Origin of the sequence: Ketobacter alkanivorans (assembly GCF_002863865.1) — a bacterium.
In the GTDB taxonomy this organism is placed as follows: Bacteria; Pseudomonadota; Gammaproteobacteria; order Pseudomonadales; family Ketobacteraceae; genus Ketobacter; species Ketobacter alkanivorans.
On sequence record NZ_CP022684.1, the window covers coordinates 935,068 to 948,002 of the forward strand.

12 protein-coding genes are annotated in these 12,935 nt (G+C 50.1%); 1 reads left to right on the plus strand and 11 read right to left on the minus strand.

Annotated elements, in window-relative coordinates; translation table 11 throughout:
* Positions 1-12 precede the first annotated feature (12 nt).
* Both Kalk_RS03840 and Kalk_RS03845 read right to left on the minus strand, forming a co-directional pair.
* Positions 13-819: a thioesterase family protein gene (locus Kalk_RS03840; RefSeq protein ID WP_158643291.1), complete on the minus strand. Its 807-nt coding sequence runs from the start codon at positions 817-819 to the stop codon at positions 13-15.
* A 22-nt stretch (positions 820-841) separates the two neighbouring features.
* On the minus strand, positions 842-1,342 hold the full coding sequence (locus tag Kalk_RS03845) for a hypothetical protein (RefSeq protein ID WP_101892942.1): 501 nt from the start codon (positions 1,340-1,342) through the stop codon (positions 842-844).
* 124 nt (positions 1,343-1,466) lie between these two features.
* Here Kalk_RS03845 and Kalk_RS03850 point away from each other — a divergent pair, with 124 nt between their 5' ends.
* Positions 1,467-2,459 (plus strand): GlxA family transcriptional regulator, encoded by a 993-nt coding sequence (locus Kalk_RS03850; RefSeq protein ID WP_101892943.1) that lies wholly within the window; start codon positions 1,467-1,469, stop codon positions 2,457-2,459.
* A gap of 11 nt (positions 2,460-2,470) precedes the next feature.
* On the opposite strand, the gene Kalk_RS03855 is transcribed toward Kalk_RS03850, so the two are convergent.
* From Kalk_RS03855 to fadB, 9 genes are all read right to left on the minus strand, one after another.
* A complete protein-coding gene (locus tag Kalk_RS03855) occupies positions 2,471-4,699 on the minus strand; it encodes a bifunctional diguanylate cyclase/phosphodiesterase (protein WP_158643292.1) in 2,229 nt (742 codons plus the stop codon).
* Positions 4,700-4,845: 146 nt separating this feature from the next.
* Positions 4,846-5,835, minus strand: coding sequence for an MBL fold metallo-hydrolase (locus Kalk_RS03860; protein ID WP_101892945.1), 990 nt, complete (start codon positions 5,833-5,835; stop codon positions 4,846-4,848).
* Positions 5,825-6,259, minus strand: coding sequence for a CBS domain-containing protein (locus Kalk_RS03865; protein WP_158643293.1), 435 nt, complete (start codon positions 6,257-6,259; stop codon positions 5,825-5,827). The genes Kalk_RS03860 and Kalk_RS03865 overlap by 11 nt, the downstream gene beginning before the upstream one ends.
* On the minus strand, positions 6,256-7,983 hold the full coding sequence (locus Kalk_RS03870; protein WP_101892947.1) for a potassium channel family protein: 1,728 nt from the start codon (positions 7,981-7,983) through the stop codon (positions 6,256-6,258). Before Kalk_RS03870 ends, Kalk_RS03865 begins: the two co-directional genes overlap by 4 nt.
* Before the next feature lie 6 nt (positions 7,984-7,989).
* Positions 7,990-8,373, minus strand: a complete 384-nt coding sequence (locus tag Kalk_RS03875) for a DUF6394 family protein (protein WP_101892948.1) — start codon at positions 8,371-8,373, stop codon at positions 7,990-7,992.
* A gap of 34 nt (positions 8,374-8,407) precedes the next feature.
* Positions 8,408-8,680: a TMEM165/GDT1 family protein gene (locus Kalk_RS03880; RefSeq protein ID WP_101892949.1), complete on the minus strand. Its 273-nt coding sequence runs from the start codon at positions 8,678-8,680 to the stop codon at positions 8,408-8,410.
* 12 nt (positions 8,681-8,692) lie between these two features.
* The gene (gene bluB / locus Kalk_RS03885) at positions 8,693-9,355 is read right to left on the minus strand and encodes a 5,6-dimethylbenzimidazole synthase (protein WP_101892950.1); all 663 of its coding nucleotides are present in this window, start codon (positions 9,353-9,355) and stop codon (positions 8,693-8,695) included.
* A gap of 186 nt (positions 9,356-9,541) precedes the next feature.
* A complete protein-coding gene (fadA, locus tag Kalk_RS03890; protein ID WP_101892951.1) occupies positions 9,542-10,717 on the minus strand; it encodes an acetyl-CoA C-acyltransferase FadA in 1,176 nt (391 codons plus the stop codon).
* 24 nt (positions 10,718-10,741) lie between these two features.
* Entirely contained in the window at positions 10,742-12,889 is a 2,148-nt protein-coding gene (gene fadB, locus Kalk_RS03895; protein WP_101892952.1) for a fatty acid oxidation complex subunit alpha FadB, read from the minus strand.
* Between the last annotated feature and the right edge of the window lie 46 nt (positions 12,890-12,935).

Consider the following 12,935-nt stretch of genomic DNA (forward strand, 5'->3'; position numbering starts at 1 on the left):
CGCCCAATTGAATCAGCCACCGAACCCCGGCATTGGCATAACGGTTTGATTCACTTGCCCGATACGGCCCTGTTCATCATACAAAGACGAAATCACCTGGCCCACTCCGGTTGTTTCCATAAGCGTGATGCACTCCAAGCCTATCCATTCTCCCACAGGCAGACGGGATAGTTGCAGAACGATGTCCGCGTTAATCGTACCAACCCCATCACCCAGGCTGAGCTGACCGACCCCATTGCCAAAATCAGAAACCAGTGCAGCCAACATGAATGGTGAGTTTTGCTCACCAGCAATGATGTCTGCTGGGAGTCTAATCCAGGCGCGGCCAGTCCCGGTTTCATTCAGTAATGATGCAGGACGCAAGCGCACCGTAGTATGCAACCCAAGGGGCATATCTTCAGATTTGGCAAACAATACGTCTCGAAAAGAGACTTCATCCAATTGATCCGGTGAGGGTAAACCGCCCTTTGGCTTTGGTGCATAGTCTGGCAAATTCAAAGGTGTACTTTTTATAAACAAGGCAGATGCCAGGGCCACCAGCGTGCCACCGGCAGACAAACTGGCTTCCAGCAGTAGAATTCGTTTGCCCTCCCGCAATGGCCGAACTTCAACTCGAAGCGGGGCATTCGGAACCGGTCGCAACAGATCAATGGAAAGCCGGGCTGGCTGCAAACCGCTGCTACCGGCCTCCTGCCCCAAACAGAACGCCAACAACCCCGCCGGAGCCCCACCATGCAACAAACTGGAATGCCAAGGGCTACCGGCCAACCCGGTGGGCACAAACTCATTACCAACCCTATTAAATAGCGCTTCTTTCACTTCCCACTCCTGCCCTGAAACGTTACAACAAATACAAAGCGACAAATTCCATTAAGGTGACGCACATAAACCCAAACAGCACTGGCCACAACCTTAAATCGCTTAAGCTGCCACTAACACGAGCAAAGCCAGCGAAGAAAGCCACCATTACGTGGATGAATAAGGTTAAGCCCAACAAGCCATTGCTATGCACATCAAAAAACAGAACGCCCCAGACCATGAAAGCCGGTACGACGCAAACAATCGCATCCCGCACGTTTCGCACATCTGCCAGGTTAGCCAGATAAATTACCGAAAGAGATGCGCTCAAGGCCGCAAAAAACATTGTACCGGGCACCGGTAACAACCAAACACCCAGCACGGCCAATACAGCACCCAGTGCGGCTTTAGAGCTGACATCCACCACGATGGATACGTTTTCGCTGAATGCAGACAGCAGCATGTTACGGCTAACAGCACAGTTATTCATTTCAAGGGTAGTTAAATCCCCTGCATGACCGATGGAACCAGTTGTAGTCGCCATAATGCGCCCTCCTCTAGGTTACGCTCAGTTATAGCCTGAATGTAGATTAGCGCTTGACGGATCGCTGCAAAAGTGGCATTTATGACAACATAAATGCTTTATTTGCCACCAAGGAGACCTCACAATGACTACAAAGCTGGCAATATTCGCATATGATGGATGTTTATCGACTTCTGTAACTGGCCCTACGGATGTATTCCATATTGCCAACATTCATCAGCGAGTAAGAAAAGAAGATCCAGGTAGCCCACTGTTTTCATGGAAAATTTATTCGCCCGATGGCAAGCCGGTGAACACCTCTACCGGAATAACCATCGCTGTAGACGGTCGTTATGAGCAGGCTGGCAATCCTGACATCTGCCTGATCCCGGGTATTGACCATGCATTTGGCTACGAGGTCACACAAAAAACCGAGGAAATGCGCGGCCTGTTAGGAAAGCTGATTAAAACCCATCATGCCAATGGTGCGGCAATAGCTTCTAACTGCAGTGGTTCGTTTCTGCTTGCTGACACAGGGCTGCTCGATGGCTTCGAGGCAACCACCAGCTGGTGGCTGGCGCATCACTTCACCCACTCCTTTCCAAAAGTTCACCTCAGGCTCGAAAAGATGGTGACCGAAGACAATAACGTGTTTTGCTCTGGAGCGGTTACCGCGTATATGCACTTGTGCATTCGTCTAATCGAGAAATTCGCTGGCCCCAACATCGCAAAATGTTGCGCCAAAACCGTGATGCTGCAAAATAAAGAATGCACGCAAGCACCCTACATCCCCGTGCCTCATCATTTTAAACAACAGGACGAACTGGTCAAAAACGCGGTTAGCTGGATGCTGGAAAACCTGGATCAGGAGTTCCATCTCGACTCTCTGGCAAGCCAGCTGGCAGTAAGCCCAAGAACATTCATCCGTCGCTTCAATCAGGCAACCGGTAAGCCACCCAAGCAATATTTTCAGAAGTTGCGCATAGATGAAGCCAAACGCCTGCTGGAATCCACAGCTCTGAGCGTAGATGACATTACAGAGAAAGTTGGCTATGTGGATGTGAGTTCGTTTCGTCGTTTATTCAAGCGGGAAGTCGCGCTATCGCCAACGGAGTATCGCAAACGATTCGCCCGTTAACGCTACTGCTACTAACTGACTTGAATCCCTTGATCCCGGTACTGCAGTAAATAATCATCCAGCTGCGACCGGGTCATGGCAGGGGCCATATAGCTGCCCTGTAGATAGTCACACCAATAGCGCTCCAAATACTGATAGTGCATCCGTGTTTCCACACCATTGGCCAATACTTTTAAATTCAATTGATGAGCCAAGGCAATAATGGCCGAGGTTACAGCAGCGTCATTTTTATCTGTTATCACCTCCTCCACCAGCCCATGATCAATTTTCAAAAGATCCACTTTGAAACGGCTCAGGAAGCGTAACGAAGCTCCCCCCATACCAAACTGGTCAATGACAATGGATGCTCCCTTGCTTCTAAGATCATGCAGAATGCTCACTGTGTTATTGAATTCGTTGCTGAAGGCAGTTTCGGGCACCTCAAACTGGAGCAAAGAGCAATCTGCACCTGACTTCAGCAAACAGCGTTCAAGACACTGTTTAAAATCATCCCGGTTCCGCAACATAAGCCCTGGCAACCGAATTGCCAAACGAAACTGAACACCAAAGGTTCCCATCGCACTTACGCTGTCTTGGCAGGCCTGCATCAATTGCCACTCGAAAACGTCAGCCAGCATACCAGCCCGTTCCAGGTTCAAATACAACTCATCCTGACTCAACCCATAATGCTCCGATCCCGCCCAATACAGCATCGCCTCCAGCGCACGCAAAGAGCCATCCATTCCATCAATCTGAGGCTGATAGCGCAGCTGGAATGCACCCTGGCTTAACGCGCAGTGCAACTCGGTTTCCAACGCCAACTGCACCTCAGCCTTTTGGTTCAGGCTCTCGGTAAAAAACTGAAAATTGTTGCGCCCTTTGGATTTGGCATAATACATCGCCATGTCGGCGTGTCGACACAAATCGATGGTATTGTCTCCATCGGTAGGATAATGAGCAATACCAATACTGGTGGTTACAACCACTTCTCGGCTATCTATTTGAATTGGATCCTGCAAGGCTCTGATAATATTGGCGGTAACCCGCGAGCAGTCCTGCGGAGTCTTCACATCCGTGATAATTAACGTGAACTCGTCACCGCCCAAACGCGCCAACGTGTCTTTGGTTCTGATTTGATTGCGAATGCGACTGGAGACTGTCTTCAACAATTGGTCCCCTGCCTCGTGCCCCAGTGTATCATTCACATTCTTAAAGCCATCGAGATCCAGAAAACACACAGCAAAGCACAACTTATCGCGACTTGCTCTGTGGATTTCCTGCTGTAGACGATCATTGAACAACCTTCTGTTGGGCAGACCCGTCAGCTCGTCGTAATACGCCATTTTTTCGATTGTTTCATGGGCTTCGTGAAGCTCGGTATGATCCACCAACGTACAGACATAGTGGGTGACAACATTACGATTATCCGTTATTGGCGACACCTGTTGGTAAATCCATATGGATTCACCTTGCCGTGTCATGATGCGCGACTCACCATGCCACTGCTGCCCGGCTGCCAACTGCGCGCGCATGTCCTGCACGACGGCCCGATCAAAGTCAGGCGGTATAAATTCAGTAAAACTGATACCTAGTACTTCGTAGGTATCATAACCGGTTAATTCAGAAAAATGAGGATTCACATACTGGATAAAGCCGCGCTCATCGCTCACCAGAACTGCTGTAGCGCTGCTCTCAACCGCAAGATGCAACTGTTTAAGCTGCAACTCCATATCCAGACGACGGGCAAAATCATCCAGTTTTTCCAAAGCGCCACTAATATCTTCTTCAAATTCCGAGAGACTGAAGCTGTATAAATCAGAAAAATCGTCCTGCCGGGAAGAACACAGGGCAAACACACCCACAATTTTCTGCTTGAACCGTATGGGCACTACCGCAACAGCCTGCAAACGTAACCTGGAGATCAAATTCTGCCAAAACTCCGGCAGTATCAAATCTTTTGAAACATTAAGAACGCTGAATGAATTGTCTAAAATCGAACGCACCACAGGATCAGACTGTTGATCTGAAGGGCCGCAGTTCAGTTGCGGTACGCGCTGCTGATCATCACCAAACTGAGCCACCGGGACAATGCGGTCTCCATGCTGGATGCCAACCCACGCCAGGCGATAGCCCCCCTGCTCCACCGCCAAGCGGCAGAGTAATTCGAACAGATCCGTTCGCGTTTCACAGTGCACCGACTGCTTATTAAATTCCCTTAAAAAACGATGTATCTGAATGAGGCGCTTTAAGGCCCCCTGCATACCTATCATCCGACCCAGTCTTTTATGGATAATATGTAATTTTAGGCCAAAGGGAGCCAACAGAAATTTGAAGACAACCAACTGAACCAGGCTATCCCAACTTTCATATTTAAATTCAAGCTATTGCTTGTGGAATTATTTTTACGTCAGGAAAGCGCCAAAGTTTCGCCAATTTTCATCACCCTACGGGGCAACTCACTATTAACGGCCAAAAACCGGTCTCGAGGCTCAAGCATCGGTTCGGTAGTGAGACGAATAGTGCCCCAGTGCATGCCTACCAACTGCCTTGCGTTGATGTCCGCGCCGATCTGAACGGCCTCTTCTGGGGTAGTGTGAACTGAGGACATGAGCGTACGGGGCTGATACGCACCAATGGGAACCAGCCCCAGGTCAAAAGGCTTACAGCGGGCGCCTACCTCGCGAAACACCGGTCCGTATGCCGTGTCTCCCGCAAAGAATACTCTGTAATCGCCACACTCAATGGCAAAACCACACCAAAGGGTTTTATTCATATCCAGCAATCCTCGCCTGGACATATGTATTGCAGGCAAGCCTGTAATGGAATACTGGTTGCCCAGCCATTGCTCATACCAATCCATTTCAACTACATTACGAAAACCTTGCCCCCGCAACAAAGGAATAAGCCCCAGCGGCACACACACCTGGGCATCAGGAAATCGTCGGGCCAACAACTTAAGCGCTTTGGTATCCAAGTGATCGTAATGATTGTGGGACACCAATATGCAATCCACTTGCGGCAGCTTTTCAATGGAGATTGCCGAAGGAAACAAACGTTTGGTGCCCGGTGTTGGTACAGGGGAGGCGTAATCAGTAAGATATGGGTCGGTAAGAAAGGTTATTCCATCAAGCTGTATCAGGAAGCTGGCGTGCCCAAGCCAAAGCAGCTTGTTATTCCCCTGCTTTTCGTAACAGCCCAAAGCATCGATTTCAGATAACGCGTGATCTTCAGGAAAAGGGTTGTTACCCGCCAGTCGCAGCAACTCCCCCATAAAATGCGCAGCTTCCCGGGCCACCTCAGCAGTGATTGCTGCTCGCTTAGGGCTGCCCGGTGGATTACGAAACCCAGTCCGAGTATGGTGAGACTTATCAGGGTCGAACCAAGGATTACGCGGCATCGTTTCCGTCTGGCTTCGCCTTCAATTTGATCAAGACATCTGCAAATTTTCTGAACACATCATTATGGGTCAATATCCCTGCAAGCTTTTCGTTCTTGGTTACCAAAGCAGAGCCTAAATGTTTGTCGGCCATGATTTTCAGAACATTGTCCAACGAGGTGTGAATGTCCACCACGTAGGTGCGGGAACTGTAGATATCCTTAACGTACAACTCGTCCTCCAACGAGGCGCTACTGAAGGGGGACGCAACAAATTTGATATCCCGATCCGTCAACACCCCCACCAGCTTACCATCCTCCGTTACGGGAAGGTGATGAAAGCCCTGCTTTTCCATCATATCAATCGCATCTTTCAACGGCTCGTTGATATCGATACTGTAGGGGAACGGCGTCATAGTGGTCGCCAGTGTGGGTATGGATTTCATGCACTGCCTCCGATGTCTTTCGACTGATCTTTCTTCTTGAAGAAACGTTGCCACAGATAGCCAGAAGCTTCGTCCTGTCCGCTGATTACGTACCTTAGCACATTGGTATTGCAAACCGTCCATAGCATCTGATTCAGCACTCGGCTTTGCCCGCAAAATAGTATTTCATCGCCTATGCGAAGACAAAAGTCCTGTTCCGGCAACAAATGCACCTCCCCTGCCCGCATCACCATTAACGCCATAGCAGGAAGCTGTACGCCCCTGCTCTGCGGATGCGTTGAGAGATTCTGTATCTTGACCGGAACACCAAATCGCAGTGTCTCGTATATGGCGGGCGTGGTTTCTCTGTCGATACGAATAGACCAGCTGTCTAAAGGATGATCGCGTACCAGCACATCAAAATGACATACCAGCTTTTCACACCAGTCTTCATCATGCTGTTTAATTTCTTCCAGAAAGCGCATCAACAAAGGCGTTTTGATTAACACCATAATGCGCTGCGCGATAATCATGTTAGGGTCCATGATCATATTAATATTGGCCGCTTTAAACACATCTACGTTGTGATGATGGTTCTGACGCGCCACGATCATCAGGCTCTTTTTCAGTTCTCGGGCTGTTAGCACAATAGACAGGTTATTGGCGTCGTCGGCCGTTCCGGCAATAATGCCCACCGCATTGTGGATCCCCGCTTCAATCAAGGTGGTTGCTTCGGTGCCCAACCCCTTAACCACGCGGTAATCATCTTTCAGTTTTCGACCTTCGGGATCAGGTTCAATGATCACTGTTTCCAGGCCATGCTGTTCGAACCTTTTTTGTATCGCTTGCCCTAAACGACCAAAACCACAGATTATCCAACGCCCCTTTTGCGGTTTGACCACGGAGCTAAGAGAACGATGCTGCGGGCTTATCAACCAATTGTAGGCTAACTGTCTATAGGGAGAAAACACTGCATTGGTGAGGTAATCAGCAAAGGTTTCAAATGGATCAACCACGTGATCCGTACCAAAGGATTTTAGATTTCCGGCATATTCTCGAGTGGCCACACGACTTAACACCATCCGCTCCGGTGACAGTAATTTGCTGGCCAGCGCGATATACAGATTTACATGGTCATTATCTGTCAGGCACAGGGTACCAATGCAGTTTTTCATCGCAACACCGGCATCCTTCACGACATCCGGCTCACTGGCATCAGCACACAGGCTGGGGATATCAAAAGGCAGGTTATCCAGCTCCATCGCATCAATGCGGCTTTGCTTTAACTCAACCACTACGCTCTGGATACCACGACGCGACAGATCCGCCACCACGGCACTTCCAGTGAGCCCGTATCCACACACTAGATAAAATGGTTGCTTGAGATTCTCTACCCGGTTGCGAAACCGGTGGCGCTGAATCAAATTAATGAAGGTTTGATCCCGAAGAGTAGCAATTACAGCACCTATGCTGTAAATCCAACCCACCACGGTTCCATAGATACAGAACAGGGTCCAAAACCGTTGCGGCGCGGTGAATTCGTACGGTAACTCACCGAAGCCGATGGTGGACCCCATAAAGCTGACAAAATAGAAGGCCTCAAAGAAATTCATATGATGAAGGTTACCTTCATCATCGACCCCGGGGATCAACACATACCCCAGTATTGATACAGAATAGATCACGATCAATGCGATCAACGGCGCCCGCAAACGCCGCAGTATCAAATAGGCGACATAATTCATAATGAGCTAGCGACGCACAGTGATAGTTTCTACCACCAACAACACGACAGAAATGACATTGGCCAGCAATGCGCCTCCTGACATGGATACCACGCTGGCAATCAACTCTTCGGTTAGCCCCGCTTCGCTGATATTGGATGCGTAAGCCCAGAGCAGAGCCGCCACAATGAGCTGGAGATCTGCCACCAGGCTGGTGGCCAACAGCACTGCACCCAAGTGAGTGCGATCACCGAGCTTCATCACTGTTGCTATCAGACTGATCACTAATGCAGCGAACAGTTCGAACACGTTGTGATGATCAACGTCGTGAATCTCTCCCAGAAAAAACCCGAAGTTGAGGGTTGCGGCTAGAATTATAAAAAATGCAAATATGACTTTTTCGGTATTCATTCAGGTTCCCCATCATCCTTAAAGGTGGTGATCCTTATCTGAAAATCAGCACCCATCCGCCTATGAGTATAAAGCCTATTCCCGCAATCATCGACAGGGCTTTTTCACTGATATACTGAGACACCACACTGCCTGCCAACACGCCAATCGCAGCAGCCACCACCAGCGCCGAAGCAGAGGCCAAAAATACGGTCCATTTGCTCACCTCTTTATCTGATGCAAACAGCATGGTGGCAAGCTGAGTTTTATCACCCAACTCGGCAATGAATACGCTGACAAATACGGTGAGAAAAACGCGCCAATCCATCATTTACCCCTGTCATGTATGGTCGAAATGGTTGTGGGTTTCGCGAAACACCACAGATTTTAGGTTCTTACGACGCGCCCATTGCAAGCGCTCCAGCTCTGGCTGACTGTAAAATTCGTCCACATAACCCAGGCACAGGTAGCCCACCAGCTCTCGATCAGAAGGCACGCCAAGAATACGCTTGACCTGCTCTGGATCCAGTATGCTCACCCAGCCCATTCCAATGTTTAGGCTGCGCGCCATCAACCACATGTTCTGGATTGCACACACCACACTGTAGCGCCCCACTTCGTCCATACTGGTCTGGCCTAACACGGGTTCGTTATGGGGGCGATAAAATACCGCTATATTAAGCGGGGATTCCACAATACCATCCAACTTTAAGCGCTGGTATTGCGCCGCTTTTGCACCCTCAAAAAGCTCAACTGCTTTACTATTTTCACGATCAAAACAAGCTCTGATGGCCTCTCGGCGCTGCGCAGAGGTTACCACCACGAACTCCCAAGGTTGCGAAAACCCTACCGACGGCGCACAACTCGCTGCCTCCAGGATCATCTGCAGCGAATGCTCGGGGATGGGGTCACTGTGGAAACGGTTACCCCGCACGTCTCGCCGGTGCAGCAGGATTTCCTGCAACAGGCTGGCTTCATCTGGGGAAAATCGGCGCCCTTTCATGGAAAAGCGGATCTCTAAGTGGTGAAAAGACGGGCAATTATAGAGACTTTACGCCAGTGCGGGAACGGACAACGTGAAATTGCAAAAAAATGCGAGGTAGCAGTGGAAAAACAAACGCCGGATACCCACATAAAGTGAGTATCCGGCGTTTACCCTGTACGGTGAGCTTACCCGATAACGACGCGTTTAAACGCGCTCGATCACCGTGGCAATACCCTGACCCAAACCGATACACATGGTGGCCAGACCGATGTTGCCGTCTTTCCACTCCATTACGTTCAGCAAGGTGCCAACGATACGTGCGCCGGAGCAGCCCAGAGGGTGGCCCAGAGCGATAGCACCGCCATTCAGGTTTACTTTATCGTCAACCTTGTCAATCAGCTTGAGATCTTTAGCGCAGGGCAGACTCTGCGCCGCAAAGGCCTCATTCAGCTCTACGTAATCGATATCGTCCATGGTCAAGCCAGCACGCTTAAGGGCTTTCTGTGTCGCAGGAACCGGGCCGTAACCCATGATCGCCGCATCACAGCCAGCAACGGCCATAGAGCGGATCTTGGCACGAGGCTTCAAGCCCAGGGCCTGAGCACGCTCAGCGGACATCACCAGAATGGACGAGGCACCGTCAGACAGAGCAGATGAAGTACCAGCCGTTACCTGACCGTTTCTAGGATCAAATACCGGGCGCAGTCCCGCCAAACCTTCAACGGTAGTTTCCGGGCGAATAACCTCATCGATCTCACACAGCACTTTGAAACCATCGGCATTGTGGCCTTCTACAGGCACAATTTCGTTGTTCCAGCGGCCTTCCTGGGTCGCTTCCCAAGCCAAACGATGAGAACGGGCACCGAACTCATCCATAGCCTGGCGAGATATCCCATGCATACGGCCCAGCATTTCAGCGGTAAGACCCATCATGTTGGAGGCCTTCGCTACGTACTTGGATGCTTCTGGGTTCAGATCCACACCGTGGGTCATTTCAACGTGACCCATATGCTCCACACCGCCGATCACAAACACATCACCGTTACCGGTCATGATGGATTGCGCAGCGGTATGCAATGCCTGCATGGACGAACCACACAGACGGTTTACGGTTTGGCCAGCCACGGTACGGGGCAACTCCGCCATAATGGCGATGTTGCGAGCAACGTTCATGCCCTGTTCCAGAGTCTGGTTAACACAGCCCCAGATCACGTCTTCGGTTTCAGCTGGGTTCCAGTTGGGATTACGCTTCTGCAACGCGCGAATCAATTCAGCAGACAGCTTTTCTGCACGCACGTTACGGAATTGTCCGTTACGGGACTTGCCCATGGGGGTACGGACAGCATCGACAATTACTACGTCTCTTGGATTCAAACTCATTTCTATGTCTCCTTGGCTATCCGCTTATTGGTAGAAAGATTCGCCGTTGGCGGCCATTTCACGCAGTTTTGCAGTGGGTTCGTACAGACCACCAAGATCCTTGTACTTATCGCACAGCTCAACAAACGCTTTCACACCAATGGAATCAATGTATTTCAGCGCACCACCACGGAATGGAGGGAAGCCGATACCCATAATCAAAGCCATATCGGCGTCTGGTACGGAAGACACAATGTTCTCTTCCAGACAACGCACCAACTCCAGACACATTGGAATCATCAGACGATCAATGATTTCCTGATCTTCGAAGTCCTTACTGGCACCAACATGAGGTTTAATCAGCTCATAGGTCGCTTCATCAACCACTTTCTTGGGTTTGCCCTTCTTGTCAGTTTCGTATTTATAGAAACCGATGCCGTTCTTTTGGCCGAAGCGCTTGTTCTCAAACATTACTTCAGACGCATCTTTGTAATCATGCTTCATTCGGTCAGGGAAGCCCTCAGCCATAACTTCAGCCGCATGCACACCCGTATCGATGCCAACAACATCCATCAGGTAAGCAGGCCCCATCGGCCAGCCGAAACGTTCCATAACCTTATCGATTTTCTGGAAATCAGCGCCGTCCCGCAGCATCATGCCGAAGCCACCGAAGTATGGGAACAACACGCGATTCACCAGGAAGCCTGGGCAGTCATTCACAACAACGGGGGTTTTACCCATCTTTTTGGCATAGGCTACCGTGGTAGCAACCGCTTCTTCAGAAGATTTCTCGCCACGAATAACTTCAACCAACGGCATCATGTGTACTGGGTTGAAGAAGTGCATACCGACGAAATTTTCTGGTTTTTCCAGCGCTTCTGCCAGCTTAGTGATCGAGATGGTAGAAGTGTTGGACGCCAGGATAGTGCCGTCTTTCACGTTCTTCTCAACATCAGCCAGCACGCTTTGCTTGATCTTCACATTCTCAACGACGGCCTCTACTACGATGTCCACACCTTGGAAATCACCGTAGTTCAGGGTTGGGCGTATGGATGAAAGAACCTGACCCATTTTAGCGGGCTGCATTTTCTTGCGATCAACACGCTTGGCCAACAACTTGGTCGCTTCGGACATACCCAGCTCCAAAGCTGGCTCGTTGATGTCCTTCATGATGATGGGCGTTCCTTTAGAGGCAGACTGGAACGCGATACCGCCGCCCATAATGCCTGCACCCAGCACCGCAGCCAGATTCACCGGCTTGGCTTGCTTTTCCCACTTGCTAGCAACTTTCTTGAGGATCTGATCGTTCATGAACAAACCGATCAGCGAGCTGGCAACCGGGGTGGTCGCGACTTTAGCGAAGCCTTTAGCTTCCACTTCCAGCGCCTTGTCACGGGTCATGCCAGCATGCTGCTGCATGGTTTGAACCGCTGCCATTGGTGCAGGATAGTTACGGCCAGCTTGCTGCATAACCATTGCGGAGCAAGTCTGGAACGCCATCATGTTTTCCATGGGTGGCAGACGCAGAGGATCCAGTTTCTCCTGGCGCTTGGCTTTGTAATCGATCTTGCCAGCGATACAGTCCTTAACCAGAGACAACGCTGCATCGCGCAGTTTCTCAGGAGCAACAACGGCATCCACAACACCGTCTTTCAATGCTTTCTCAGGCTTATGCTGACCACCGGCGGCAATCCACTCAACGGCGTTATCAACACCGATAACCCGAGGCATGCGCACAGTGCCACCAAAACCTGGATACAAACCCAGTTTCACTTCTGGCAGGCCACATTGAGCCTCAGTGGACATAACACGAAAATCGGTAGCCAGACACATTTCCAGACCACCACCCAAAGCGATACCGTTCATGGCGGTGACCGTTGGGAAAGGCAGGTCTTCAATGGCGTTGAAGGCTTGGTTTGACTTAATACACCAGCCGGCGATTTCTTCTTCCGAGAGGGTAAACAATGCACCAAATTCGGTGATGTCCGCACCCACGATAAATACAGACTTCGCACTGGTAACAATCATACCTTTAATAGAGCTGTCCGCTTTCATTGCTTCAGCAGCAGCACCCAACTCTTCGACTGTCTGGCGATTAAATTTGTTAACCGACTCGCCTTCCAGATCGAAATTTAATTCTACGATGCCGTCTTCTAACGATTTGACCGTTACGGCTTTTCCTTCATATATCATCAACGTTTCTCCCGCACTGGGTTAACGACTAGAGACTCAATTTATT

Excerpts from the sequence above, each read along its gene's own strand:
- Kalk_RS03875 (WP_101892948.1), bottom strand. The coding sequence starts at position 8,373 with ATGAATACCGAAAAAGTCATATTTGCATTTTTTATAATTCTAGCCGCA.
- Kalk_RS03855 (WP_158643292.1), bottom strand. The coding sequence starts at position 4,699 with ATGCAGGGGGCCTTAAAGCGCCTCATTCAGATACATCGTTTTTTAAGG.
- fadA (WP_101892951.1), bottom strand. The coding sequence starts at position 10,717 with ATGAGTTTGAATCCAAGAGACGTAGTAATTGTCGATGCTGTCCGTACC.
- Kalk_RS03860 (WP_101892945.1), bottom strand. The coding sequence starts at position 5,835 with ATGCCGCGTAATCCTTGGTTCGACCCTGATAAGTCTCACCATACTCGG.
- Kalk_RS03870 (WP_101892947.1), bottom strand. The coding sequence starts at position 7,983 with ATGAATTATGTCGCCTATTTGATACTGCGGCGTTTGCGGGCGCCGTTG.
- Kalk_RS03845 (WP_101892942.1), bottom strand. The coding sequence starts at position 1,342 with ATGGCGACTACAACTGGTTCCATCGGTCATGCAGGGGATTTAACTACC.
- bluB (WP_101892950.1), bottom strand. The coding sequence starts at position 9,355 with ATGAAAGGGCGCCGATTTTCCCCAGATGAAGCCAGCCTGTTGCAGGAA.
- Kalk_RS03880 (WP_101892949.1), bottom strand. The coding sequence starts at position 8,680 with ATGGATTGGCGCGTTTTTCTCACCGTATTTGTCAGCGTATTCATTGCC.
- Kalk_RS03865 (WP_158643293.1), bottom strand. The coding sequence starts at position 6,259 with ATGAAATCCATACCCACACTGGCGACCACTATGACGCCGTTCCCCTAC.
- Kalk_RS03850 (WP_101892943.1), top strand. The coding sequence starts at position 1,467 with ATGACTACAAAGCTGGCAATATTCGCATATGATGGATGTTTATCGACT.
- fadB (WP_101892952.1), bottom strand. The coding sequence starts at position 12,889 with ATGATATATGAAGGAAAAGCCGTAACGGTCAAATCGTTAGAAGACGGC.